Source organism: Sphingomonas arantia (assembly GCF_042682045.1).
GTDB lineage: Bacteria > Pseudomonadota > Alphaproteobacteria > Sphingomonadales > Sphingomonadaceae > Sphingomonas_R > Sphingomonas_R arantia.
The window spans coordinates 440004-465524 of record NZ_JBHUGS010000002.1; the positions used below are offsets into that span (position 1 = coordinate 440004).

At 63.4% G+C, this 25521-nt stretch carries 28 protein-coding genes and 1 tRNA gene; 22 read left to right on the top strand and 7 right to left on the bottom strand.

Annotation, left to right across the window (positions count from 1 at the left end):
• Window positions 1-131: 131 nt before the first annotated feature.
• On the bottom strand, window positions 132-1997 hold the full coding sequence (locus tag ACFSGX_RS07800) for a bifunctional sugar phosphate isomerase/epimerase/4-hydroxyphenylpyruvate dioxygenase family protein (RefSeq protein ID WP_380928857.1): 1866 nt from the start codon (window positions 1995-1997) through the stop codon (window positions 132-134).
• A 402-nt stretch (window positions 1998-2399) separates the two neighbouring features.
• On the opposite strand from ACFSGX_RS07800, the gene ACFSGX_RS07805 reads away from it, so the two are divergent.
• The 16 genes from ACFSGX_RS07805 (at window position 2400) to ACFSGX_RS07880 (ending at window position 13347) form a co-directional block, all read left to right on the top strand.
• Entirely contained in the window at window positions 2400-3710 is a 1311-nt protein-coding gene (locus tag ACFSGX_RS07805) for a tyrosine-type recombinase/integrase (RefSeq protein ID WP_380928859.1), read from the top strand.
• A 135-nt stretch (window positions 3711-3845) separates the two neighbouring features.
• Window positions 3846-4148 (top strand): hypothetical protein, encoded by a 303-nt coding sequence (locus ACFSGX_RS07810; protein WP_380928860.1) that lies wholly within the window; start codon window positions 3846-3848, stop codon window positions 4146-4148.
• Window positions 4148-4531: a hypothetical protein gene (locus tag ACFSGX_RS07815; RefSeq protein WP_380928861.1), complete on the top strand. Its 384-nt coding sequence runs from the start codon at window positions 4148-4150 to the stop codon at window positions 4529-4531. Before ACFSGX_RS07810 ends, ACFSGX_RS07815 begins: the two co-directional genes overlap by 1 nt.
• The gene (locus ACFSGX_RS07820; RefSeq protein ID WP_380928863.1) at window positions 4528-4767 is read left to right on the top strand and encodes a hypothetical protein; all 240 of its coding nucleotides are present in this window, start codon (window positions 4528-4530) and stop codon (window positions 4765-4767) included. The genes ACFSGX_RS07815 and ACFSGX_RS07820 overlap by 4 nt, the downstream gene beginning before the upstream one ends.
• Before the next feature lie 175 nt (window positions 4768-4942).
• The gene (locus ACFSGX_RS07825) at window positions 4943-5779 is read left to right on the top strand and encodes a hypothetical protein (RefSeq protein ID WP_380928865.1); all 837 of its coding nucleotides are present in this window, start codon (window positions 4943-4945) and stop codon (window positions 5777-5779) included.
• Window positions 5780-5903: 124 nt separating this feature from the next.
• Window positions 5904-6116, top strand: a complete 213-nt coding sequence (locus ACFSGX_RS07830) for a helix-turn-helix domain-containing protein (protein WP_380928866.1) — start codon at window positions 5904-5906, stop codon at window positions 6114-6116.
• Between the two features lie 3 nt (window positions 6117-6119).
• A complete protein-coding gene (locus ACFSGX_RS07835) occupies window positions 6120-6422 on the top strand; it encodes a hypothetical protein (RefSeq protein WP_380928867.1) in 303 nt (100 codons plus the stop codon).
• Window positions 6419-7831: a replicative DNA helicase gene (locus tag ACFSGX_RS07840; protein WP_380928869.1), complete on the top strand. Its 1413-nt coding sequence runs from the start codon at window positions 6419-6421 to the stop codon at window positions 7829-7831. Before ACFSGX_RS07835 ends, ACFSGX_RS07840 begins: the two co-directional genes overlap by 4 nt.
• Window positions 7828-8829: a hypothetical protein gene (locus tag ACFSGX_RS07845; RefSeq protein ID WP_380928870.1), complete on the top strand. Its 1002-nt coding sequence runs from the start codon at window positions 7828-7830 to the stop codon at window positions 8827-8829. Before ACFSGX_RS07840 ends, ACFSGX_RS07845 begins: the two co-directional genes overlap by 4 nt.
• Window positions 8826-9416, top strand: a complete 591-nt coding sequence (locus ACFSGX_RS07850) for a hypothetical protein (protein ID WP_380928872.1) — start codon at window positions 8826-8828, stop codon at window positions 9414-9416. Before ACFSGX_RS07845 ends, ACFSGX_RS07850 begins: the two co-directional genes overlap by 4 nt.
• A gap of 169 nt (window positions 9417-9585) precedes the next feature.
• The gene (locus ACFSGX_RS07855) at window positions 9586-10008 is read left to right on the top strand and encodes a hypothetical protein (protein ID WP_380928873.1); all 423 of its coding nucleotides are present in this window, start codon (window positions 9586-9588) and stop codon (window positions 10006-10008) included.
• Window positions 10005-10838 carry a hypothetical protein gene (locus ACFSGX_RS07860; RefSeq protein ID WP_380928875.1) on the top strand — a complete coding sequence of 278 codons (834 nt, stop codon included), beginning with the start codon at window positions 10005-10007 and terminating at the stop codon, window positions 10836-10838. Before ACFSGX_RS07855 ends, ACFSGX_RS07860 begins: the two co-directional genes overlap by 4 nt.
• A 34-nt stretch (window positions 10839-10872) precedes the next feature.
• Window positions 10873-11520 (top strand): head decoration protein, encoded by a 648-nt coding sequence (locus tag ACFSGX_RS07865; RefSeq protein WP_380928877.1) that lies wholly within the window; start codon window positions 10873-10875, stop codon window positions 11518-11520.
• A 185-nt stretch (window positions 11521-11705) separates the two neighbouring features.
• A complete protein-coding gene (locus ACFSGX_RS07870; protein ID WP_380928879.1) occupies window positions 11706-12002 on the top strand; it encodes a hypothetical protein in 297 nt (98 codons plus the stop codon).
• A gap of 272 nt (window positions 12003-12274) precedes the next feature.
• On the top strand, window positions 12275-12991 hold the full coding sequence (locus tag ACFSGX_RS07875; protein ID WP_380928880.1) for a hypothetical protein: 717 nt from the start codon (window positions 12275-12277) through the stop codon (window positions 12989-12991).
• A 74-nt stretch (window positions 12992-13065) separates the two neighbouring features.
• Window positions 13066-13347 (top strand): hypothetical protein, encoded by a 282-nt coding sequence (locus tag ACFSGX_RS07880; RefSeq protein WP_380928882.1) that lies wholly within the window; start codon window positions 13066-13068, stop codon window positions 13345-13347.
• A gap of 100 nt (window positions 13348-13447) precedes the next feature.
• Here the strand turns inward: ACFSGX_RS07880 and ACFSGX_RS07885 are convergent, their stop codons facing one another.
• Window positions 13448-16711, bottom strand: a complete 3264-nt coding sequence (locus ACFSGX_RS07885; protein WP_380928883.1) for a phage tail tape measure protein — start codon at window positions 16709-16711, stop codon at window positions 13448-13450.
• 102 nt (window positions 16712-16813) lie between these two features.
• Window positions 16814-17185: a hypothetical protein gene (locus tag ACFSGX_RS07890; RefSeq protein ID WP_380928884.1), complete on the bottom strand. Its 372-nt coding sequence runs from the start codon at window positions 17183-17185 to the stop codon at window positions 16814-16816.
• A 500-nt stretch (window positions 17186-17685) separates the two neighbouring features.
• On the opposite strand from ACFSGX_RS07890, the gene ACFSGX_RS07895 reads away from it, so the two are divergent.
• Window positions 17686-17892, top strand: a complete 207-nt coding sequence (locus ACFSGX_RS07895; protein ID WP_380928886.1) for a hypothetical protein — start codon at window positions 17686-17688, stop codon at window positions 17890-17892.
• Between the two features lie 32 nt (window positions 17893-17924).
• On the opposite strand, the gene ACFSGX_RS07900 is transcribed toward ACFSGX_RS07895, so the two are convergent.
• Window positions 17925-18308, bottom strand: coding sequence for a hypothetical protein (locus tag ACFSGX_RS07900; RefSeq protein ID WP_380928888.1), 384 nt, complete (start codon window positions 18306-18308; stop codon window positions 17925-17927).
• A gap of 466 nt (window positions 18309-18774) precedes the next feature.
• Window positions 18775-18924: a hypothetical protein gene (locus tag ACFSGX_RS07905; RefSeq protein WP_380928890.1), complete on the bottom strand. Its 150-nt coding sequence runs from the start codon at window positions 18922-18924 to the stop codon at window positions 18775-18777.
• Window positions 18925-19482: 558 nt separating this feature from the next.
• Between ACFSGX_RS07905 and ACFSGX_RS07910 the strand changes: the two genes are divergently transcribed.
• Window positions 19483-20595 (top strand): ParB N-terminal domain-containing protein, encoded by a 1113-nt coding sequence (locus tag ACFSGX_RS07910; RefSeq protein ID WP_380928891.1) that lies wholly within the window; start codon window positions 19483-19485, stop codon window positions 20593-20595.
• Window positions 20592-21647, top strand: a complete 1056-nt coding sequence (locus tag ACFSGX_RS07915; RefSeq protein WP_380928893.1) for a hypothetical protein — start codon at window positions 20592-20594, stop codon at window positions 21645-21647. Before ACFSGX_RS07910 ends, ACFSGX_RS07915 begins: the two co-directional genes overlap by 4 nt.
• Here ACFSGX_RS07915 and ACFSGX_RS07920 read toward each other — a convergent pair.
• Window positions 21628-22491: a DNA adenine methylase gene (locus ACFSGX_RS07920; RefSeq protein ID WP_380928895.1), complete on the bottom strand. Its 864-nt coding sequence runs from the start codon at window positions 22489-22491 to the stop codon at window positions 21628-21630. The genes ACFSGX_RS07915 and ACFSGX_RS07920 overlap by 20 nt on opposite strands.
• Before the next feature lie 432 nt (window positions 22492-22923).
• Here ACFSGX_RS07920 and ACFSGX_RS07925 point away from each other — a divergent pair, with 432 nt between their 5' ends.
• Complete coding sequence (locus tag ACFSGX_RS07925) at window positions 22924-23274, top strand: hypothetical protein (protein WP_380928896.1); 351 nt, start codon at window positions 22924-22926, stop codon at window positions 23272-23274.
• 143 nt (window positions 23275-23417) lie between these two features.
• On the opposite strand, the gene ACFSGX_RS07930 is transcribed toward ACFSGX_RS07925, so the two are convergent.
• Window positions 23418-23492 (bottom strand) — tRNA-Glu (locus ACFSGX_RS07930).
• 121 nt (window positions 23493-23613) lie between these two features.
• Here ACFSGX_RS07930 and ACFSGX_RS07935 point away from each other — a divergent pair.
• A complete protein-coding gene (locus tag ACFSGX_RS07935) occupies window positions 23614-24249 on the top strand; it encodes a phosphoribosylanthranilate isomerase (protein WP_380928897.1) in 636 nt (211 codons plus the stop codon).
• Entirely contained in the window at window positions 24246-25478 is a 1233-nt protein-coding gene (trpB, locus tag ACFSGX_RS07940; protein ID WP_157177200.1) for a tryptophan synthase subunit beta, read from the top strand. The genes ACFSGX_RS07935 and trpB overlap by 4 nt, the downstream gene beginning before the upstream one ends.
• Window positions 25479-25521: the final 43 nt, after the last annotated feature.

The following is a 25521-nucleotide window of genomic DNA, read 5'->3' on the forward strand; positions in this document are numbered from 1 at the left end:
AGCGCAGCCGATGGATGCTGTCGGCGTCTCGGCTTCGCTCGACGGGTCCCCCGACTTCGCTCGGGATGGACGGGTGTCGGGGGGAATCACCAAGCCTTCCGGCGCCGTGAGGCCAGCGTTTCGGTCTCCCCCTAGTCGACGACCGGTTCCGCGCGGAAGCGGTTCTGCGCGGCCAGGCGGATCGGGGCGTTGGGGGCGCCGTAGCCGTCATAGCCGCCGGTCCGTTCGACATATTCGAAGAAGAATGTCTTGGCGAAGGCGCGGCTATAGATCTGCCGGAACCGGGCGCCGGGGCCTTCCTCGTCCAGCAGCATGTCATGGTCGCGCATTGTCGCGGCGGCGGCGGGGTCGAGCCCGAAGCGGTCGACCGCGTCGTCATGATAGTTTTGCGGGACCGGGAGCCGGGCCAGCCCATGATCGGCCAGCGCGCGCGCCGCCACGTCCATGTCGCGGACGCGCATCGCGACATGCTGGAACCCGGCGCCGAAGGACTGGCTGAGGAACCGCGCGGACAGCGCGTCGCGTGCGTCGGTGCTGTTCAGCGTGATGCGAAAGCTGCCCGAGGCGTTCTGGATCGCCTGGCTCTGGACCAGGCCGTTCGGGTCGATCACGTCCTGCGCGCCCGCGCCGTGGACGTCGAACAGCGCGCGCCAGTAGAGTTGCCAGGACAGGAACTCGTCGTTGGGCACGGTTGCGGCGAGATGATCGAACGCGGTCACGCCGATGTCGGGTGCCGCGGCGGTGCCGTCGTCCACCGAGTCGAACTCGTCGGTCCAGATCGTCCGGGCCGCCTCCACGTCGAGGACATAGACCAAAGTGCCGGCGACGCCGCGCAGCGCGGGCATCGTGCGTATGTCGCTGACATGCCGGGCGACGCCCAGCGCATCGGCCCGTGCCATCGTCGCCGCGCCGTCCGCCACGACAAGCCCCATCGCGCAGATCGCGGTGCCGTGCGTCGTGCGGTAGGCCGCGGCGAACCCGCCCTCCTCGTAATTCAGCACCATGTCGGCCGCGCCGCAGCGCCAATGTTCGACGGCCTTGCTCCGGTGGCGACCGGCGCAGGCGAAGCCGGCGGATCGCAACATCGCGGTGATCGCATCGCGGTCGTCCGGTGCCACCGCGACCTCGACGAACGCGATCCGTTCGATCTGCGCCCGGGCGGGCATCGCCGGTGCCTCCCCGATCGCCCGGCGCGCGCCGTCGCGGAGCGCATCGAGCGAGCGGACGCCGTCGCGCGCGACCATCGCGGCCGAATTGGCGCGGAACCGGTCGTTGAAGATCTCCAGGCTGAGCGGGCCGGTATAGCCAAGCCGCAGGATTTCGGCGACATAGTCGGTCAGGTCCATACCGCCCTGCCCCGGCAGGCACCGGAAATGGCGGCTCCAGTACAGATGCCCCATGTCGAGCAGCGGCGCGTCGGCAAGCTGCACGAACACCAGCTTTTCCGGCCGGATCGCACGGATCGATACGCTGGGGATGCCGCGCGACAGCGAATGGAAGCTGTCGAGCAGAATGCCGATGCGTGGGTGATCGACCGCATCGACGATCTCCCACGCGACGCGGTGGTCGTTGACGTGCCGGCCCCACGCCAGCGCCTCATACCCCACGGTGATGCCGTGCGCATCGGCCAGGTCGCCCAGCTCGCGCAGGTCGGCGACGATCCGGTCGCGGTCCGGCAGGGCATGAGGCGAGCAGTTGGAACAGAGCAGGATCCGGTCGCAGCCCAGTTCGCGCATCACGCCGAACTTCTGCGCGATGCGGGCGAAGGCGCGCGCGCGATAGGGTTCGGGCATGCCCTCAAGGTCGCGGAACGGCTGATAGAGCACGCAGGCGAGGCCGAGTTCGTCGAGGAGCGCCTTCACCTCCGCCGTCGTCATTGCCGACGCCAGGAAGTCGGTGTCGAAGATCTCGACCCCGCCGAACCCGGCCGCCGCCGCTGCGCGCAGCTTATCCTCCAGCGTCCCGCTGAGCGACACGGTGGCGATCGCGTTCATCATGATGCCTGTCCCGATTGCATGTGGTCTTGCGCGCCTGCTGCCCGCCACAATGCCGGATCGCGGAGGGAAAGCAAGAATGTACGAACCGGTGCGTTCGGATGCCGGTGAAGACGATCGCCGGACATGACGCCTTCGAGACACGGCCGGTCTCGAAGCAAGGGAGCGCGCGACGATGCGAGGCGACAAACGGAAGTCCGCGATCGATCCATGTGGCGTGTGATGGGAAGAGCGGTGGTGACCCCTACGAGAATCGAACTCGTGCTTACGCCGTGAGAGGGAACAAAACGGTCATTCTGACACAACCATGGACAGTCAAAAACTGGCTTAAACCCAAGGTTTTATATTTTAACCGTCCGTGGTTGTGTCACACTGATCCTGCGTGCATATTACCGAGATGCTACCTTGAAGGCGATTTCGGTAATGGCGCGAACGGTAAAGGATGCGAAGCTCGACACCCGCGCGGCCCGCGATCGGCTGCCCGTGAAAGCCGAGCCTTACTGGAAGATGCTCAATGAGGGAGAACACCTCGGGTATTACCGCGGCGTCCGTGTGGCGAAGTGGGTGGCGCGCTACCGGAAGCCCCGGGCTGCCGGCGGGTATGCCAAGACGACGCTGGCCGAAGCCGACGACGACAGCGACGCCGACGGTTCTAAGATCATGGACTACCGACAGGCCCAGGCTGCGGCGCGCGCATGGTTCGAGCTGGTCGCACGCGGTGGTCCTAAGCAGGGCCCGTTCACCGTCGGCGACGCCCTCACCGAATATCTCGCGAAGTTCCGAGGTAAGTCGATCGTCTCGACCCGTTCGCGCGTGGAAACGGTCGTTCGCCCGGACTGGGATACGGTTGAGGTGGCGCAACTGACCCAGAAGCAAGTCGCCGACTGGCACCGGGCGCGCGCCGCGTCGCCTGCCAAGCTGCGTACCGGCAAATTCGCGTTGAAGCAGAACGAGCGTGAGACGGTGACCGAGGACGCGATCCGCCGGCGTCGATCGACCGCCAACCGCGACCTGACCGTGCTCAAGGCTGCGTTGAACCGCGCAGCCGACGAGCGGACCGGATTGCCGACCGAAGCATGGCGCAACGTGAAACCCTTCGCCAACGTCGACGCAGCGAAGCTCCGCTACCTGTCGGACGAGGAAGTCCGCCTGGTGGTCAACGCCGTCGATCCCGTCATCCGCAAGCTGGTTCAGGCCGCGCTGCTGACCGGCGCTCGTTATGGCGAGCTGACGGCCGCGAAGGTGCGTGATTTCGATCAGCAGGCCAACGCGCTGTGGCTGCTCGACACCAAGGCTGGCAAACCACGAATCGTCTATCTCGAAGCCGAGGGTGTGCGCCTGTTCAAGCAGCTCGCTCACGGACGCGAAGCTGGTGACCTGTTGCTACCTCGCGGCGATGGGAAGCGCTGGGGGCACAGTCAGCAGACGCGCTACATGAAGGCCGCCTGCGTGGCCGCGAAGATCGAGCCAGCTGGCTTTCACGACCTGCGGCGAACCTACGGTGCGCGCTTGGCGCTGCGCGGCGTGCCGATGGCGGTGATCGCGGAGGCGCTCGGGCACGCGGACGAGCGGATCACGCGAAAGCACTACGCTCACCTTTCGCCGTCCTACGTTTCGGACACCGTCCGCCAGCACGCCGCCGGCCTGGGCATTGTTGCAGAGGATGACGCGAAGGTCGTCCCGATCGCTGCGACGCGCCCGAGCAAGGCTGCATGATGCGGTCAACGATTTCACAGTTTCGGGATCTAGGTCCCGTACCACCCTCCCCCGGATAGTCCGGGCGAGACGGCTCGACCGGGTGCGCTAACACCCGACCGAGCCTGACCACCAACGTTCATGGAGCGAACGATCATGGCTGCGACTTCCCCTACACCGGCCGCATGCGCGTCGGAAACTACCCAAATTGCGTTCGAACGACTCGATTCGGGACAAGCCACCCTTGAAAGGGCTGGCGTCATGTTTCGTGCCGCCGAAACTCTGGTTTCAATCGTGCGGGATGCACTTCGCCAAGACGGGGATGCTGCTTTCGTCGTCGCCGCCGCCTGCCGCGAACTGAGCGATGCCATTTGCCTCATCGAAGAGGGCGCCGACAGGCTGGAGGCGGCTGCGCAGGACGTTCGCGCCGCCGACACCCGGACGGGAGGATCGTTCTGATGGGCGCGATTCATGGCCGCGCTGCCTTCCCGCCCAGCGTCGACATGCCGGGCCTGGCACACATGCGCGTACTGAGGCGCTTCGACCGCGCGACGCTCGAGCGGGCAGCCGAGTGCATCATCGCCCTGCTCGACGCACTCGATGGTGATGCCGATCGGGAAGACGGCGACGAGGACCGGTGCGAAGGCTTCGATGACAGCGTCGCGTTCATGGCGAACGGTGGATCGACGCCGGGCGTCGGTGACGACGACGACGCGGAAGATGACGATCCCAGGGAGGCGAGCGGCTGGGGCAAGTCGTCCGATCGGGTCGGACAACTGCCGCGAGTTCGACGGCGCCAAGCATCGGGGCACGCCGCCGTCCGTCAGGCGGTGCGGTTATGATCGATGGCACCAAGACGCTGAACGGCAACCGGCATTTCGAACCCAACGCCGAAGTCTATCTGGAACAGGCACACGCGGTCGCCATCCTGCTGCAGCAATCGTTCGTCGACGACGCCGAACTTAACGAACGGATCCTCACTGCAGCGTGTGGCGCGCTGACCGGGCTGATCGAACGCGCTGCGGTGGCGGCTCGTCAGGAGCGTGAGACAGCTGCTCAAGCGGAGAGCGTGCAATGATCGTCCGCGTGGTCCAGATGGACGATGTCAGCCGGCATTGCCCTTCGCGCAGCCTCCTTGCGTCGGCGCGCTGATGCGTCGATCTTGGGCCTTGGACGGGATAGGGGGCACCCGAAAACGCGCCGCTCCGCGCGCTGCCCGTCTACATTATGGAGCGCCCGTGCGGAGCAGGGCGATGCAACCCCAGTTAAATGACAGCGGTGGAACCGCGTTTACTTTCAAGCTGACTAAGCTTGAACAGGAACTATCCCGCGTCTTTGGACCTCAACGCGCCAGAGATAAGATTATTGACCGCCTAATATACGGCAGTCTGCGAACAACATCTGTCGAATTTATGCGAGTTGCATATCCTCAATTTGATACTGTCGCTTGGGGTGGGCTTCAAATTACTTATAACGAAGCTGTAGTACCGTCGACCTTTTGGCGCGGAAGCCATGCGAACGGCTCACCCTCAAATGTCGATGGTACATTGCCAACCACCGAGGAGTGGGACGCCTCCGTATTCGAAACTAGGACTGTTGTGCTAGGCTCCGATCTGCCGAGCGACATCCGCCCACACGAGCAAGTCGCAGGGTTCGATGAGGCGGAAATGATCTTCATCGAGCGTGCGACTGGCATCATGTGCCATGACGATGAGGCGCGTAGGCTTCTCGCTCTTTTCGATGTCAGCACCACCACCTTCATCGGCGCTCCGAGACAACGTGCCGCCCAAGTAGTCCAACGCCTCAATCCGCTCCCCGGCACGGCATTAGATGACATTCACGACGTGCGCGGCGAGCAGGTGCTGCCCGGTGAAAGCGAGACTGGGGTTTCGGGGGTGCCTGCTGCTCGCCAGCGCGTTCCCAGCCAAGATGAACTGATAAGCTGGTTCGCGGCTAAAAGCTTGACGAGTTACAAACCGGCATGGGCCGCCTTCAAATCCGTGCCAGAATGGGAGGGCGGTCGCGAGCACGTCTTCGAACCAGCCTGGAAAGAATACCGGCTCTCCTCACGTCAAAAGCGAGCAAAATAAAAGGTTTCCGGCCATCTCCGAAAAACCCCGCGAGATTACCCCAGGGGTAATTTGACGGGGTTTTTTACGCCGCCACCCTCTCTCGCAGTCGCACTGATGCGACCAGCGACAGAGAGACACGCAAATGGCTACCAATCCCGCTTCTCCGGCTCTCAAGCCGCGAACGATCCAGATTAATGACGCGGCCGCATATCTCAGCATATCGCGGTCGAGTATCTACAGGTTGATCGAAACGAAGAGGGTCCGGTCGATCAAGGTCGGTCGCCGCACCCTGGTCGACGTTGCCAGCTTGGACGCGTTCGTCACGAATGCCCCGACCGTCACGCTGGCGGCCTGACCGGTGCCCGAACTGGATGGAGGGGCGACGCTTGCGCTCGCCGCCCGCTCCGGGAGAACGACCGGCTACCACTCCGATCGACCCTGTCATAGCACCGCGTCCGCCGTTCTGGAATCACCAATCGGCGCTACCCCGATTTCGGAACAGTTCGATCATGACGCGCGCAGAGCGCAGGCTTTCCGCAACAGCGCCGCCGTACTCGCGCGCTGGCAGGATCGTGAAGCACAGCCGATCGGTGAACTCGTGTGGCCGCAGTTCGCTGAGGTTTGCGCGCAGCTGGGCGTCACGCTGCGGGGTGAGGCATGAGCAGTCGCGCGCAAGCCTGGTCGGCCGAACCGACGCCAGCCAACGACACGCGCGCAAGTGCGGTGATCAATCCGGAAGCTGAGTTCGCGCTGCTGGGTGGCCTCATGATTGAGAACCGGCTTGTTGACGCGGTTGCGGATCGGCTGGCACCGGAAGATTTCAGCGAGCCTCTCGCCGCCAGGATCTTCAGCGCGATCCTGCATTTGGTCGCACAGGGTCAGGCCGCGAACCCAATTACCCTTCGACCTCTGCTGGCCGGCGACCCTGACATGGTCGAGCAGCCGGGGTTCCTCGCTCAGCTGACAGGTTCTAGCGCTGCGTTGATCGGTGCGCGTGATTTCGCGGATCAGATCGCGGAACTCGCGAACCGTCGGCGGCTGATGACCGGGCTGGAGGCAGCAGTTGCGCTTGCAGGCGATCTGCACTCGCCTGTCGCGCAGGTGGTGGACGCGGCCGATGCAGCGATCGTCGACGCGACGATCCGGCGGGATCCTTTGCACCAGCCGACCGGCGCGGAATGCTTCGACGAGCTGCTGGCCTCATATGGAGACCCGGTCAAAGGTGTGACGTGCGGGCAGATCGAGGCGCTCGATCGCGTCCTCGGGGCGATCCGGCCCAAGCAGCTGATCGTCGCAGCCGGTCGACCTGGGATGGGAAAGACGGCGGTCGCGCTCTCCTACTCGATCGGCGCGGCGCGGGGCGGTCAAGGCGTCCTGTTCGTCAGCCTCGAAATGGGCAGCACGGAACTTGCCGGACGCATGGCGGCCGACATGTGCTTCGACGGGCGAACGGGGATCCCCTATCAAGATATCCGCGACGGCTCCCTTTCGAACGACCAGCTTCAGCGTGTGTGTCGCGCCCGCGGCGAGATCGCAGATATGCCGCTCTACGTCGTCGACGCCGGCAGCATGACGATCGGCCGGCTGGCGATGATCGTGCGGCGATACAAGCGCCGGCTCGCCGCCAAGGGGCAATCCCTCGATCTCGTCGTCGTGGATTATCTCCAGCTGTTGTCATCCGACGCACGAGGCCGATCCAATTACGAAACGGTTTCGGAAGTGAGCCGCGGGCTGAAGGCGATCGCGAAGGATCAGTCGATCGGCATCCTGGCGCTGGCCCAGCTGTCGCGCGACGTCGAGAGGCGGCCCGATAAGCGACCGATCATGCCCGACCTGCGCGACAGTGGCCAGATCGAGCAGGACGCCGACGGCATCCTGTTCCTGTTCCGACTTGAGTATTACCTTCGCCAAGCCGAGCCGGACGCCGATACGACCGAATGGTCGGAATGGGACCACAACCTTCGGCAAGCGACGGGCCGGATCGAGTTTATCGTGGCCAAACGCCGCGGCGGTCGCACCGGCACGGCGATGGGATCATTTCTCGGGGAATATCAGGCGGTGCGGTCATGACCGCCGCTCCCGCCCCCCTTACGCCGCTCGACTGCGACCTGCGCGACTTTCCGCGGATGATGATCGACATCGGGCGCCTGCGCGGCAGCGACTTCGACGCGATGCCGAACGACGGCGCATGGCGTGCAGGCCTGAACCTGTGGATGTCGGCTTGGCATGTCGTCCCGGCCGGGTCGCTGACGAACGACGATGCGACCCTCGCAAAGGCCGCGGGTCTGGGTCGCGACCTGCGGACGTGGGCTGAGGTGAAGGAAGATGCCTTGCGGGGGTTCGTCCTCTGCGGCGACGGCCGCCTCTATCATCCCGTCGTCGCGGAGATCGCGATCGAGTCCTGGCTTGAGAAGCTGTTCCAGAGGCTATCGAGCGGTGCCGGTAACGCCCGTCGCTGGGGTGGAACATTTGACTCATCGAAGGTTGAAGAGGACATCGCTGCAGCAGTCCAGCTGCTGCGAAACCTGGCACCTAACTCGAAATCGCTAGCGAAGGTTCGCCGTCGACAGGTCCGTCAAAATGCCGACGGCATCCCATCGGGATCAGAAGCCATCCCGTCGGGACCAAACGATGATCCCACCGGGATAGACAGTTCGTCCCACCGGGACTCCCACCGGGATAACAATCCGGTCCCGGTGGGATCGCAAGGGACAGGGACAGGGACAGGGAATAATAAGAAGAGTTCCGAAGCTAACGCTTCGGGCACTGACGCGCCGACGGATCCGGTGAAACAGGTATTCGACCTGGGCGTCGCCCTGCTTACGGACGCTGGCACTAAGCCTCAACCTGCAAGGGGGCTTGTCGGAAAATGGCGCAAGGAATTCGGCGACGGGGCGGTGCTCGCAGCGCTGCTCGATTGCCGGTCACGGGGGATCAGCGACCCGGCCGCCTGGGTCATAAAACGTTTGCAAGCGGCCGGTCCCACATCGGGCAACGCGGCCCTCTACGCCCATGCCGCTCGCTACGCCGCGCTGGAAAAGAACCCACGCACAGGTGAAACATCATGACCAACGTGATCCCGCTGCGTCCCCGGCGCATCCCGCGTTCCGTCACGGGTGCCCCATACATCCCGGATCGGATCTGGCAAGCGATCGCGCCGGGAAACGATTTCGCCTCCGATCGGGCACGCCTGCGGCATTTGTCCGCAGGAGGCGAGCTCGGCCAGCTCGTCGCTGTCAGCGTCTGCGTTTCGGATGCTTGCCTCCCGGCGGAGCGCGAATGGATGCTCGACCGCCTGTCGGAACTATACCAGTTCATCGGCAGCGAACGCGGTGTCGACGGTGCCACGGCCTGGCTGGCCACCATGCTTCGGCTGCTGCATCGGTTTCCAGCGGACATCGTCCACCGTGCAATCGACCAGGCGGTCTTGGATCTCGATCGTTGGGACCTGCCGACGCCGAAGGCAATCAGTTCGATCGCAACCACGATGTTTGCCGAACGCATCGCGGACTCGATCGCGCTGGATAGGCTGGTCCGTGCCAGTCTGCGCGCCAGCCTTTCGTCGGCTCATCGCCGGGCCAAGGCTGTCTCCGCGGACCAGACGAACCTGCCGCTCGGCATCGTGCCCGCGACGCGCGCGGAGGGCCAACGATGAGCGGTGCCCCGACTCGCCCCGGCGGCGATCAACGAACTCCCTTTTTCGACCACCACGCTCGCCGCGCTGCGGCACAGGAGATCACCACGTGAAATTCATACACAACCGCCAGCGCCGGCACGCGTTGATTTACGAACAGGACGTGGGGACGACGGGTCCGATCGAGCCGATGTTCCTCAGCGCGGATCCCGACCGTCCTGCGCCGACGGCCGCCGCTCCGTCTGCCGCCAGCGAACCGAGCCCGCCGGCGCCTGTCCCGGCAATTGACGGCCGCGCCGCCACGATCCGCGCCGAAGAGCGCATCCGCATGAAGACCGTGCTCACCAGCGCCCACTTCGCCGGCCGGGAACAGGTGGCCGTCGAAATGCTCGACAGCAATCTGACGGCCGAGCGCATCGTCTCGATGCTGGCGAAGGCGCCGCGGCGCGAGGCTGCAAACGCCATGCTGGCCGGGCTGGCGGCAACACCCAACCCCGATCTGGGGCCCGGGTACGAAGCAAGCGGATCAGGATCAGCGAACCCGGACGTCATCTGGGATCGCGCGCGCGCTTCGAACCTCGCCGACATCACCCCCGAAAGGCCGAAAGCATGACCGACCGAACCGAACAGCTGTCCGACCTCGACGAATTCGATCCCGTCGACGACGACCATATTGAACCCCTCGATCCGACCACAGCCGACGACGATGACGAGGGCATGACATACGCCGCGATCCTCGCCGGGGTCGCTGCGAACTTGGTGGCGATCGACATCACGCCGGAAATCGAGCGCGCCGAAGCGGCCAAGGGTCGGACGCAGCACATCCAGACGACGCTTGCCGGCGCGCAGGAACAGGCCGCTGAACTGCGTGTGCTGATCGAGGAGCGGCGGCGCCTGGGGCCTGACGGCGCAGCCGTCGCGCGGGCGCTGCTCGTCGGGGACGATGCGCTGTTGCGATCGGGATCGCTGGGGATGCTCGAGGCGCACGAGCTGGAACTGCAGGCCGGAATTAAGGAATTGGGCCGCCAGCTGGTCGATAGCCGTCAGCGGCCCGACGACAGTCGGGATAAGGTTCGGGCGAAGCTGGCACCAGCGCCGGACGATTTGGTTCGTGAACTCCGGGAATACGCCAGCGGCATCGGCGTCGAACTGGCGGACACCTACGCTACCGTTGCGGCCGCGGCGGCCGCGACGCAGTCCCCCGCGTGCATCGGCCTCGCGCAGTCCCTTTCCCCGATCGTCGCCTTCCTCGCTCAGAATGGCCTCATCCCGAGGGCGGCGCTTCCGGTCGACGATGACGTCCGCGCAGCGCTGGCAGCGAACCCACCTGCTCTCAGGGCAGCGGGGCTGACCGTCCCCGCGACGATCCCGCTGCCGAGATACGAACCGGACGACCGGTACAGCATCGGGCTGGCGCACGGCCGTGCCGAAGCGAGAAGCTGACCCCAGCAACCTGACCAATGTGAAAGGACTAAAGATGGCTGAATACGAAGACTTTGGGAAATATCCCTCTCCCCGTTCTACCGGCACGAACCCGCCCGTCGTCAACGATTTCGGCACCGGTTCGACTTTCGTACGAGGCGTAATTATGCGCTATCATGAGGAAGCCCCCTACGAGGGAACACATCACAAGGTTAATCGTGACGGCAAGGTCGCTTATCAGAAGTTTAGCGACGCCATCCACCTAGACTATCTCGGCGAGAGTGCTCCGCTGAGTGTGATCAACGAGGAAATCACCTTCGCTCCCGGCACTTCGACAGCGTTTGATCTGCGAACTGGAATGATCGTCGGCCAGGTGACCGCGACAAAGTTCTGGCTGCCGTGGAAAGCGACCGCAACGGACGGAAGCCAGATCGCGGCCGGGATCATGGCGACACCCCACTTCACCTTCCCCGGGAGGCAGACGAAGGCGCTGGCGACCGTTCGAGGGCCTGCAACGGTCAACGGGAATTTGCTCTGCTTCCACACTGACCCGGATCTTCCGTGGAACCAGAGCACACGGACTGCCAACGCGCTTGCGGAGGAAGCTTTCAACCGAACAGCGCGGGACGCGGCCGCTGCCCTTGCGTTTCCCCAGCTGGCCCAGCGCGGCATCAAAGTTCTGACTGAATTCAAACGGCCATAGCTCCCGAAGGATCAACGAGCGCAGACCGCCGTACCACCCGGATCACGCCGATCCGTGTGGCGTACGGCGGCTCATCCGCCGCCATGCCGCTGGCTGCCTGCACAGGACGAATCTTCAATGTACCAGACCAACACCCATCTCGGGCGCGCTGAGCGCCCTGTCACGCTCGCATACGGGGCTGACGCATGACGTCGCGGCAGGACGCGGGGACTCCGGCAAAACCGGCAACCCCGTCACCCGCTTCGGATCGGCGCTCGTCTGACGCCATCCTGGTGATGGAGACCGAGCTGCGCACGCTTTCGCTGGCGCTTCTTCCCGGCGGCCGACATCCGGTCGGATCGGCATACGTCGAGGCGGCGCGAGCGACGGGCGTCGACCTGACGACGTTCGTCACAAGAAGGAAGGCGGCACTCGAGAACGAGCTGATCCGACTGAGGAAACAAGACGGCGTTGTGACCCGGCGCGCCGGGCCGGCGTCATGAGCGCGAACATCGGCACACCTGCAAACCTAGTCCACATCACCACTGAAGGAGCTTAACATGTCCAAGACACTTCGAACCGCGGCGCTGATCGTTGGCGCCGTGGCGATCATCTCAACTGGCGTCGGCGCAATCGGTGCGCTCGGGGCAGCGGGGGCCTCGTTCGGCAGTGTCGCAGCTGCAGCCAGCGCCGGGGCAATCGGGGTCTCTGCGGCCTCTTTGTCGGCGATCGCCGGGGGCCGATCTGCCAGCGCTCCCCTGCGTCGACGCGTTGCATGACCGCGTTGAACATGATGATCCAGCGCAGGGCGCGCGCTGGGTACATCATCTCGGACGGGGCGACGACCGCGCCCGATGGTACGCTGCTCGGGAACAGCCCAAAGATCATCATGTCCGCCGGTCGCTTCCCGTGGGCGGCCGGCGTGACAGGTAGCGTCCCGCCTGCCAGCATCCATGCAGAGCTGGGCAAGGCCAATCCCGTGAGTTTGAAACAATTGTTATGCCGTCTTCCCGGCGCGATGCGTAGCGCGATCCAGCGGACAGCGCGGGATACGTCAAAAGATCCAGCGGATCTTGATCTGGCACTGGTCGGGGTCGCTTGGGATTTCGACGCGAAAGCCCCCAGCGGGTTCATCATCCAGAGCCGTGCCGGCATCATCACTCCCGACGCCGAACCGTTCGTCTGGTACGAAACCGACTGGAACCTGGCGGGCGGCGAGATCGGCAGCGACGCCGCTGCTCAACTGGGCCGGGCGTGCGATCTAACAGACCCGAAATCGTTTGATCCGGAACGCGACGGCCTAGCTCTGATCGAACGCCAACGCCGTGCGGCTATTACGCCCACGACCCCGGGCTTCGACACGTCCTGCCGCCATCGGATTGGCGGTGATATCGACATGACGGTGGTCACGAGGACCGGCGTGCAGGTGTGGTGTATCCACAAATTCCCGGACGTCGTCGGCGAACCCATACGACTGGACGAGGCTCAGTGAGCGCGAGCCGAAATGGTCGCAGGCGCGGGCACACCGTATCCGCTACCGCGCGGGGTGGAAACCGGATCGACGAGATGGCCGACATCATGGCGAAGGGGTTCCAGGCTGTGTCAGCGGCGATCCTGCAAAACGCCGAGAAACAGTTCCACCAGGAAGTCGCGCTCTTCGCGGTGATCGAGCTGCTGTCCCAATCGCCTGTCCTTGCGGATCCGACCGCCCGCGAGGGCTTTGCCATCGCTATCGCTACCGCCGCCGGCGTCCCCGACACGACCGGTCACAATGCGCTGCTCGCGTCAGCCGCCGCGGTGGTGCGGAAGGGAGCGCCGAAGTCCACTGTGATCGAGCCCTCCGGCTAAGATGTCATGTCCCGACGACATGACGAAGTCGCCGCCGGGGGTGTCCACGGTAAGGACACCCCCGGGGCTTTAGCTGCCAACCGCAACGCCGTGCGAAGCATCAGCCCCCAATCCGACGCCTGCTCGCCCGAGCGATGTTCGTCTGGGCCATCCGTGCCCCGCCAGCTGCACCTCGTATCGCTGCCTGATCCGACATCGCGTTCATCTGGTTTAACAGATCCTGCGTCATCACCGCGCCGCGAAGGTCGAAGTGCATCTGCGTCGAGCTGGTGCCGCCCATGTCTTGGCCGGGCTTGCGGATGTCGACCATCTCGCCCTTCGACAAGCGCATCGAGACCAGGTTCTTATCGATGCCCGACTGTCCGCCGACACGGAACGATCCGCCGCTGGCGAACTTGGGCACGTTGAGGCTGGGCAGCGCGATCACGTTCGCGTTGCCGATCGAAGTCGCGGCGCTGATTGCGCTCGACACACCGCCACCGCCGACTGCCGCCGCGCCCGCGCCGAACAGCTTTCCAATCGACCCGAGAATACCGCCGAGGCCGCCACCGCCGCCCGATCCTATCTTCACGTTGGCGAACAGCCGCTCAATCAGCTTCGACAGGCTGTTGAGCGCGTCCTCCATGCCCTTCGCCATCCGGTTCTTGAACCAGTCTTGCGCGAAGCTCTTGAGGTTCCCATCCAGCGCCGCCCGCACGCCGTCCGACATCGCGCTGCGGAAGGTGCCGGTGATGCGCGCCCTCTCCGTCTCGAGATCCTCCGCGGTCGCCTGCGCCAGCCCTTCGCCACGATTGAGCCCTTGATCGTCTTCGATCTGGCGCGCGCGCCGCTGAACCTCATCCGCTCGCTCAAGAGCTTTGATTGTCTCGTCGCTGGAACCACGCAGCTTGGCTAGATCGATCTGACGCGACCGCTGATCCTGTTCTAAAAGTCGCGCTCGCACGACCGCACGGGCTTCCTGTAGGCGGGTCATGTCCTCCTCGGCCGCCGCGGCCGCTTCCGCATAATTCGCGGTGCGCGCGTAGTATGCTTCCGTGCGCTCGCGCAGGTCTTCCTGATCCCGAAGGCTTTCTTCTAGCGCATGGTTGGCGGTCAACTGGGCTCGTTCGATTTCGACGGCTGCGCGACCATCTGCCAGTTCCTTCGCCGTCGCCTCCGCACGTGCCTGGTGGACCAGTGCCATGTCACGCGCTGCGGCCGCCGCAGCATTGGCCGAACTCATCTCGGTATCGCGATACGCCTGCATCTGCATAACAAGATCGCGGCGGTCCTGCAGACGTCGCGCGGTGGCTTCGTCGCCCCTGGTGCGTGCGGCCTCGATCTCAGCCTCCAGCCGCAACTCCTCACGTTTCGCGGCAATGTCCTCCGCGGACGTTCCCTTACGGGTGCGCTTCTTGTCGGCATCGCCAAAATCGAGACGGTCGGTGCCGGACAGATCGACCGACCCTGCGGCTATTATTTTGTCCGCGTCGCCGATCGCCTTGATGTTGGTCGCGATAGCATCCTTCAGCGCACCTGCGTTGGCCAGCGCCTGCTTACGGGTGTTCTCCGCAGCCGAAGACGCGACGGTCACGCCCATGCCGCCATCGTAATCCGCGGGGCCGCTGTTCAACTGGTAGGCCCGGCGTGCTTCGGCTTCCATCTGCGTGACGGTTGCTTGCGCCTGCACGAGCTGCGCCCGCGCCGTTGCAAGGGTCTGCCGGGCCTGCTCTCGCTTGGCGGCCGCGTTCTTCAGTGCCTCGTCACGCTCCTTGCCGGTTGCGTTCGCGGCCAAACGTGCCGCCTCGGCATAGTCCTCGGTCGCTTTCGTCAGCGCATCGCTGGATTTGGTTGCTGCGGCGGAAGCCTCGGCTTTTCGCGTCAGCGCATACACGACGACACCGACTGCGACCGCCACCGCGGCGATCGGGCCGGCGAGGAGTGCCAGACGACCAAGTGCGGCGGACAGGAGCGTCATGCCCCGCGCCGCCGCCGCGGCCGCGCCCATCCGCAGGAGGGTCGACACGACCAGGCCCATCGGATTGACGAGTGCCGTAAAGGCTATGGCCAGCGGGTTAAGCCTGGACGCCATGAGGACCAGCGCGATCTTGCCGACCGCGAGCATCGCCAGCGCAACCGGTCCCATCGCCGCAGCGATTGCGCCGCTGATCACGATGACCTTGGCCATGATGGGCGGCATGTGCGCGAACGATTCCGCGACAGCCGCGATCGCGTTCTTGATGCCGGTCATCACGCCCAGCAGGCCCGAGTCCGCAAGTGTCATCTTCAGATTGTCGAACGCTGCCGCCATGCGCTGTGATGCGGCGACATCACCCTCCTGCATGATCGACAGCTTCTTATCCGCGCTGGCTTTGCCAATCGTCTTCCGTAAGTCCTCGATGCCCTGTCGGCCCTGCCGCATCAGCGCGATCGCCGCGTCCATGCCGTCGGCGCCGAACATAGCGGTCAGTGCTTTACCTCGGTCGCCCGTGGCAACGCCCGCCAGTGATCGCTGCAATATATCCGCCTGGTCAGCTACAGACTTGATGCTGCCGTCGGCATTAAGGAAGATATTGCCGGTGAGTCCGATCCGCTTGCCGAGCTGCTCCATAGCCTTCTCCGACTCCTTCGTCGGGGCCACGATCCCACGGATCATGGAAGCATAACCGGTGCCCGCCGACGCGCCGGACGAGAACTGCGTGGAGAGCGCTGCGATCGCGATGTTGAAGTCGTCGAACGTCAGTTCGAGCCCACCTGTCGCGCCGCTCGCCTGCGCCGCTGCCAGGCGGTAATCTTCGAAGCCGTATTTACTGGCGTCCAGCGCGCCGGTGATACGGTCCACGACCTGGGGCAGCTCGCTGGCCGATTTGTTGAACTGCACCATGATATCGTTCGCGAGTGCACCAGCGTCGGCAACCTCGCCGCTGTTAGCGGCAGCGAGCTTCAGCGAGGATGCGAACCCTCCCCCGATGATATCGCGCGTGTTCATCCCTGCGGTGCCGAGTGCAGCAATGCCCTCTGCCGCCTCGACCGCGCTTTTGCCGACCGCAGGCCCCATCTGCCTCGCCTGATCGCTTAAGGCCTTCAGCTGCTCAGGTCGCGCGTCCTGCATTGCGGCGCGGACCTTGTTCATCGCAGCTTCGAATTCGCCTCCGGCCTGCACGGCCGACTTGGCGACCAGCCCCATCGGGATTGTTACGCCAACCGTGACCCCGACGGCAGCGTTACGCATCCGCTGAGTGACGCGCTCCATGGTGCGACCGACTTGCTCGAACGCCGTCTGAAGCATTCCAAGCCCGCCGCGCGCATGCGTAACGCCTGTATCGAACTGAACCGTATCAAGGCCGACGACCCCCCGAAGGGAGCCGATTACGATGTCGGACATATTTCTATCCTTCCTTCGGTGGGGCGACGGCAGACCACATGCGGGCGATCTGCACCATCATGTCGGGGTGGCGGGCTTACCCATCCAATCGGATCTTCGTCTTCAGCGCGCGGGTGACGTCTCGGCCTTCTTCACCCGCCTCCGAGGGGCCGGCTTTGCACTGCCGCCATCTTCCGTCTCAGCGGGATCCGGGAATGCCAGCTGGAAAGCATAACCGATCAACTCGCCCGCTTTCTCGACCCCGATGTCCTGGATGATGGCGCCAGCTTCCGCGTCGGTCATCACACCGTGATGGTGTTCCAGCCCGACACGGAAGACGGTGCGCGCGCGGGTAGGGCTCGACAGATCCGTCAATCGCCCGAGCGTCTCGCCAAGCGCCTCTTCGATCGAGCAAAGCGCGTTGAAATCGTAGACCAGCGTCCACGGCAGCCCGTTCGCCGCGAAGCCTACTTCATTTTTCGTTGCAGTCGTCATTCTAGTTTCCTCCACATCGCTGCTCGGAGCCGCAGCATCACCAGCACCAGCCGCACGTCATTCCGCACCGGCCCGTAATCCCGCTGGATTTGTACCATTTAAGCGAGTCGCGCGGAAGGTAGCCGCCTTCGTGAGGCGGGTGGCGAGAAGTCCCAACGTTTGTTGGGGTTTTCGCCGATTGGGCCACAGAGTCGAAGATGATACATTCACAAAGTTTGCGGATGCCTCCCACAAACTTAAAAATCGATCCGTCGCCGCGACGCTCGCCGGGATCGGCTAGGGAGGACCCGCGATCCCCTCGCCGGCGTCACGCGCGCGTGCTCACGCTCCATGACGGGCATCCGCAGCCTCCCAGTCCGGGCCTAGTGCGCCGGCGTTGCCGCAAGCGTCAGTCGACCGACATACCGCACTGGTATAGCCAGCGCGCGGCGTGATCTGGCCGTTGATCAGTGGCCGGTATCGCGGCAATGCGCGTCCGACCCAACACGAGCGAATGCCATATGACCAAGGACCGGAACGGCACCGTGCACGGATACGCAGGCAAGGTGGCCATTCGTCACGCGGTCGAGGCTGCCAGGGCGGCGGGCGTGGAGATCGGCAGCATCGAGATGGCGCCCGATGGAACGATCAGGATCTTCACGCCGCAGAGCGCGTCACCTGAACCTATAAAGCTATACGACCGTCTCAAGGCCGAAGGCCGGCTGTGATCTAGTGCGCCGTCGCCGCGGGACGGCTGCTATCATGCCGCGGGTGGTGCCGGTCCACGCCGCCGCTTCGTCGATGCGACCACTTCGGCGGCGCGGCGTGTAACGGCGGCTTCTACAGCAGCCCGATCAGGAGCCCGCGGAGGGTGCTGGCCCCGTCGGTTCGGTAACTGGGGCGGATCGGATGCTTCAGCTTTCGGGGACGTGCCATGGCCGGTCTGGCAGGGTGCGTGCGTCACGCGCCGCTCGCCGCCCCAGCTCGCGATCAGCTCGTCGGTCTTGGCTTCCAGTATGGCGGCGTACGCTGGATGCATGATCAGCGCTCGGCTCTCCTCTGCTGTGAGGTGCAGCCGCCCACCATTGCGAGCGGACCGCTCGAGCTTCTTGCAGATCGATGTGAACAGCATCGCGTCGTCCATCATCCACTCCGTCGTAGGCGGTACCGCCAGAGTTCTTCATGACGAACCATTCTGCGCAATTATCATTTGCGATCCAACCTCAGCAGACATCCCGGTTGATGCAAACGGATCCACGACGCTGGCCGGGAATACGCACAAGCGCTGGTAATGAAATCTTAGGCGGGCGCGCCCAAGGACAATGCCGCCCTGTTTGGTCATCGGGTTGCCCCGCCGCTATGTTGCCCCCGAAGGTTTGCGGCGGGGCTTTCCACGCTCATCCCGCAAATCGGCTGGGCGCTTCATAACTCGGACCAGGTCCGGATGCACGCCGACGAGGCGCGCGACGGATCGCGCACCGAGAATGATGCTCATTCGATTTTCCTTTGTTAAGGTGCCGCTACCGCAGCCGGCCAGGGGGTAGGTTGCGCAGTCCTGCCGGTCTTTCCCTTCACCCCCCCTTGGGGAGGGCCGGCAGGCATCCTCAGGCTTATTTGTCGTCCGGCTGCCTGAGAGCGGCGCGCACGGCGCCGACGATTAGGCGGAAGGTGCCGAACCCGGTCCACCCGGCAGCGATGCCGGCGCCGAGGATGAAGTAGACCGGCCAGTCATATTCAGCCGCCAGCGCCTTACCGCGCAAACGATTGCCGCAACGCGGACCTGTGACCGCCAGCGCCCCAGTTCGTTGCCCAAGCTTACGCTAGTGGCGCGTCCCTACAGGGCAGCCGATGACAGATATATGGGGCGCAGCGTGGCCCGAAACTGATTTGTTAACTCAATTTGTGGTTTCTCTCCGTTACCAATGCGTGCGCCAGATTGATCGCTGGTGACCGCGGGACGGTGTTGTCGGGTTGGCACGCTAAGCAGGCTGGCGTTGATCGCGCCACGCGCCAGCGTTCAACATCGTGCCCGCGGACTACGCGAACGGGGTAGCAGTTCCCCTCTGTCGTCGTAGCAACGCGAGGGACCGCCGCTTAACGTGCGATGGCGCAGCGCTGGCAGACCAGCTTCTCTTGAAAGTCTCGGACGGTCCGGGCGTGCGGTACCGGTCCAACCCGTAGGGACGGCCTCATGGGTTCGGCGAAGCTGGCAATGCATCGGCTCACCACATGTCCCACGAAACTAGACGGTGGCCGTTGGGCAGCATAACAACGAGGCTGCGGAGTCCGGTTCTCTGCATAGTTCACCGGGAGCGCGTGTGTCAGAGAAGCAGATCACTGAGATGGAGCTCGACGCTCTAGTCCTGGACTTAGAGAATCCGAGGTTCGGTTTGATCGATGCCGCGAACGAAGCAGAAGCATTGGGCCTGCTTGCAGCTCGCGCCGATCTGCGCGAGTTATGGAATTCGATCAATGAGCGTGGTTTCGAACGATACGAGCCGTTAGTCGGCTTCCAAGGCGGTGACGGTCGCTATGTCATTGTCGAAGGCAACCGCAGGTTAGCCGCCGTAAAGACGCTGCGTGAGCCCCACCTGCTTTCCGGAGCGCGCGTTACACCGCCCCCCATGACTGCGCTGGCTGAGGAAACCACTCGCAAGCTACCGGTAGTCGTCGTTCAGGAGAGGGGTGAAGCAGACGATTACATTGGCTTCAAGCATATCAATGGCCCCTCAACTTGGGGTGCGCTGGCGAAGGCCAAATTTGCGGTGAAGCTTTTCGAGAAGTTGACTAGGAATGGGGCTGGGGATGATGACACACGCATTCAGCATCTCAGCAAGCGACTTGGTGACAGTCGCCAGCTGATCTTGCGAAACCTCGTCGCTTACAAAGTGTTTGAGCAGGCCCTGAAGCAGGAAGCTTTGGACGCGGAGCGGGGCGCCGATAACAACCTCGAATTTTCACATCTTTACACAATGCTGCAAAATCCTCCAACGAGGGTCTATCTTGGCCTTACAGATGCGCCGTTGACGGAAGCATTGGTTAAGGACGACCCTATCCCGGATAGTCATCGTGAACAGCTTGCGAAGATGATGCAGTGGTTATTTGGTAGCGGGGGTCAGCCGTCCGTCATCAAACGTCAGGGAACCGATCGGCCGAAACTACAAAGGATCCTCAGTTCACCGTCTGCAACACTCACTTTAGAGACGACCGGCGACTTCGAGTCGGCCGCGGACGAAGCAGGGTTTCGGACGGACAGTTGGTTGGATCAGGTTGTTCGTCTATCAACTTTGTCGAAAACAGTTGCGGACGGGGTGACGGAGCTTCCAACCGATCTGGATCCCGAGCTAGTCACGCGAGCCGGGGAACGGCTCAACGTAGCGGATCGAAACGTGAAGGGGGCAACGGCCATTTTGCGCGCACTGTTCTCGTGAGGCTGGAACTGCAGCCGATCAGTGGTGTGAAGCAGCTTGCCGCCTGGCATCCCCTCGTGGAACTCCTTGCGCTGTTTAATGGAAGCTGTGCGCTTGATGACCTTGAGTGGGACGATGGCGAGATGCTGGCCTCGTATGTGGAGGACATGGATCCCCACGCTCGTGCAGACTATGAAGCCGAACCCGCCGCTGGTATCCGAGAAGCTAAAGACCTTTTTATCACTGGCATGCTGGAATTGATACGTGACCGCCAAGCAGCCCTTGGCGCCGCCTCACCATTTCACCTACCCAACGACGGAACAACTTTGTTGATTCGCAAGCCAGTGGAGGAGGTCACGGAGGCGAGCATTGCCTACTCGTGGATGGTTCTGTTTTGGGCGATCTCGTCAAAAACGGATTACCTCATTATTACCAAACAAGATCGAACAGCGTTCACGACGGATTTTGCAAAGGTGTTTGAGTGGATTTGCTGCTTGATCATGGTTGCTCGCTCGCCGGCATCGGTTTGGTATTTCGGAGATAGCCGGGACGTAAGGGAGTTCTTGCGGAGGCTAGAGCGAATGGTCTTGGTCGCTGGGACCGGGCGGGTGAAAGGTTTTGCACAGCTTCAGGCCAACCAGGTTGGTGCCAATGACGGGGGAGTGGATATTCTAGCGATACAGACGCGCCAAGGGGCCGTTCCGCGCGACGCCACTGCCTACCTCGTTGGCGCGACGATCCAGCAGTCGGATCGGCGGGCGAAGATCATGGGGGGTGGCAGTATTGCGCGCTTCCTAGAGTTTTTCGAACGAGGCCCGAACTTTGCGTTCCATGGCGTACTCGCAGTGCCTTTCGAGGCGTCTGATATTGATCAGTTAAACTGTAATTTAAATAATTGCATTTATTTATCAAAAGCAGAGTTGATTAGTATTCTAGGACAGTATCCGCAAGACATTCGGCAACGCTTGAATGTTGGTACGGCTCGAAGAAAAATTCGGCAGCGAAGTCGTGAAATATCGAATACAACGATCTTGGTTGGAAAGGCGGGCGATCTCAGGCTGCAATGGGCGTAACCAGTATCTCACCCTCAAGCCGCTTTTTTTGCAGACTGTAGAGAACATCTAGCCTCGAAATATGAGCTCCCTTGTACGTATTTCGTATGAGTTCGCAGTCATCATACGTCACGATCCAATGCGGAATAACGCCTGCGCATAAGTATGCACCTAGTAGAATATGGTCGCGCGTCTTCATGGCGTTAAGATAAAGCCTGGAACCCGCCGTTACATATGGCGGATCTATGAAATAGAGTGATCGTTCAAGATCGATCTCATTGGATGTCTGTTGAACAAACTTTAACCCATTCATATTTGATAGTTTGATACGATCAGCGTTAGCTCCAAGCCATTTAATCCGTTCGATCATGGCTGCGCGATTGAACCGGACATCCAGCTTCCAATCCCCGTTTTGAGCATACCCACCAATTGGACCAGCCCCCTGAACGATGCCCGATCTGTTCGTGCGGTTTAGAAAAAAGGTGGCGAAGCCGAGTTCGAATTCGTCCGTTGCCAGTGTAGGATCATCGACAATGGCTTTGTGGTGCCACCATTCATCAATTCCAACAACGACGTCCGCCAGGGCATCGAGGAAGCGAGCGTTATGAGCGATCATCGCTCGCCATGCGCTGTATACGCGGATGTCCGCATCGTTGAGATATATGAGGTCGACGGAGTTTGTGCCGAGAAGCCGGATGGCAGCACCAGCTCCGCCTGCGTACGGTTCTAGATAAGCGGTGATTCCGCCTGGCAAGGCCTGAACTGCATGGTGTAGTGCCTCGGCGAAAAACGCTTTGCCGCCGGGATAGCGGAAAGGGGACATGGCCGCGCAGGCGCGCCGCGAAATCCGTTTCCTGTCCGTCATAACACCAACGCACTCACCCCAAGCAAGTCGGGCCTTCTACCGGCAAGACGCTGCATAGCAAGGCAGGTCGAGATTAGGAACCGCTTCAGTCGCCGCGGCATTTTGGGCGCCTGCACGTTCGCTGGGCAAGGAAACCAGCCGGCTGTTTGCGTTCACGAGTGCCAGACTGCGAGGTGGGCACCGGACGGATCGCGCACTGCTGTAGCACGCTGCTGTGACGTTCGCGCCAATCATGCTGCACGGCGTGGGGGTCGTCGAGGCGGACGTCGACGACGGCTGATCGCGAATCGCTTTCCTACACGTGTTCCCTATGCGTTCTCTCCCTGCATGGTTGGACCGCCAAGATCTCTTCACGATCTCCGCAAAATCGAAGCGAACCTCGTGGTCATCTGTCGCACCTGCGGCCGGTCTCGGGAGTTCGATCGCGAGGCGTTGATTGCCGAGCTGGTCCGCCGCGGCCGGAGCTTGGTCTGGGCGATGCTCCCGGCCCACTTCCGGTGCAGCGGGGAAGCGTGTCAATCGAAGGACGTCCGGCTCACCGCCCCCGCGTTCCCGGACAAGTTGCGGCTGGAGCAGTTGCAGGAAGTCCGACGCGTGTTCGACGCCGCCGACACCCTCATGGCGAGGCTCGGCGAAATGAACGGCGACATCAAATCGCTGCAGGCGGTCTCGCTCGCGCGTTGCGAGTATGAGGCGGCTAAGCGCGCGCTTATCGGCTGGGGCTGGGCATTGCATTCTGGAACAGGCTTGCAGCCGATCAGCCGCCACGGCGACGAAGGGTAAAGGGTCCGGGCCGATGACAGGAGAGCGGCGCAGTGAACGGCGTTTGGATCGGGTCAGCGACACACGGAGGCGGATAGTTCCGATCCGTTACCGAAGTTCGGCAATGCCGACCAGATGCGGCGCGCTAAGTGCTTGAAAAACCGTGGTGACCCCTACGAGAATCGAACTCGTGCTTACGCCGTGAGAGGGCGTCGTCCTAACCGCTAGACGAAGGGGCCGTTTCCGGTGGTCGCTCCTATGAAGCGGCGGCGTGTCCGTCAAGTCTTTCCGGGCCGATACTCCATCATCATTCGCACACAAGGGCTGACAAAGTGGGCCGACATTCCCTACCTGCGGCCCATGCCTACAGCCAAGATTTGCGGCCTCACCACCGAGGCCAGCCTGGATGCCGCCATCGCGCATGGTGCGTCGCATGTCGGGTTCGTGTTCTTCCCGCGCAGCCCGCGCGATATCGATCCGGACCGCGCCGCGGCGCTGATCGCCCGGACGCCGGCGCGTGTCGGCAAGGTCGGCGTGTTCGTCGATCCGGACGATGCGCTGCTGACTCGCGCCGTCGCGGCCGGAGTCGACACGATCCAGCTGCACGGCGGCGAGACGCCGGAGCGCGTGGCGGCGGTGCGGGCACGCTACGCCCTGCCCGTCTGGCGCGCGGTCGCGGTGCGGACGCGGGAGGATCTAGGCGCGGCGGCCAAGTATCGCGGGGCGGCCGACCTGATTCTGTATGACGCCAAGCCTCCTCGCGGGGCGGACCTGCCCGGCGGACTCGGGCTGCGGTTCGACTGGCGGCTGTTGCAGGGGCACGTCCACCCGCTGCCGTGGGCGCTGTCCGGCGGGCTCGATGACGCGTCGGTCGGCGAGGCCGTGCAGGTGACCGGGGCGACGTTGCTCGACGTTTCGTCGGGGGTCGAATTGTCCCCGGGCGTCAAGGATGTGGACAAGATCGCTGCCTTCCTGCAATCGGTCGCCCGGTCATGACCATACAGAACAGCTACCGTGCGCAGCCATCGCCAGACGGCCATTTCGGCCAGTTCGGCGGACGCTACGTCGCCGAAACCCTGATGCCGCTGATCCTCGACCTGGAACGCGAATATCGCGCCGCGCAGGCCGATCCGGCGTTCCAGACCGAACTCGACTGGCTGCTGAAACATTATGTCGGCCGGCCCAGCCCGCTTTATTATGCGGAGCGCTTCACCGAGGCGGTGCGTGCGGACGCGCCCGAGGGGATGGGCGCGAAAGTCTATCTGAAGCGCGACGAGCTGAACCATACCGGCGCGCACAAGATCAACAACTGCATCGGCCAGATCCTGCTGGCCAAGCGGATGGGCAAGACGCGGATCATCGCGGAAACGGGCGCGGGCCAGCACGGCGTCGCCACCGCCACAGTGGCGGCGCGGTTCGGCCTGCCCTGCACCATCTACATGGGTGCGCGCGATACGGTGCGGCAGCAGCCGAATGTGTTCCGGATGAAGCTGCTCGGTGCGGAGATCGTGCCGGTGACGGCGGGCGCGCAGACGCTGAAGGATGCGATGAACGAGGCGCTGCGCGACTGGGTCGCCAATGTCGAGGACACATTCTACATCATCGGCACCGCGGCCGGGCCCCACCCCTACCCGGAGCTGGTTCGCGATTTCCAGTCGGTGATCGGCCGCGAGGCGCGGGAGCAGATCATGGAGGCCGAGGGTCGCCTGCCCGACCTGCTGGTCGCGGCGATCGGTGGCGGGTCGAACGCGATAGGGCTGTTCCATCCGTTCCTGGACGATGCCGACGTGCGGATGGTCGGGATCGAAGCGGCGGGCCACGGGCTCGACACCGTCGAACATGCCGCGTCGCTGGCGGGTGGCGAGCCGGGCGTGCTGCACGGCAACCGGACCTATCTGCTGCAGGACGAGGATGGGCAGATCACCGAGGGTCATTCGATCTCGGCGGGTCTCGACTATCCGGGGATCGGGCCGGAGCACAGCTGGCTGCACGAGACCGGGCGCGTGCAGTATGAAAGCTGCACCGACCGCGAGGCGTTGGACGCGTTCCAGTTCCTATGCCGGACGGAGGGGATCATTCCTGCGCTGGAACCTGCACACGCGTTGTCCGCCGTGGTGCGGCATGCGCGGACGATGCCGCGGGACCAGATCATCATCGCCAACCTGTGCGGGCGTGGGGACAAGGATATCTTCACCGTCGCCGACGCGCTGGGGGTGAAGATATGACGGCGCTCGCCTGCTCCCCCTCCCTTGAAAGGGAGGGGGGAAG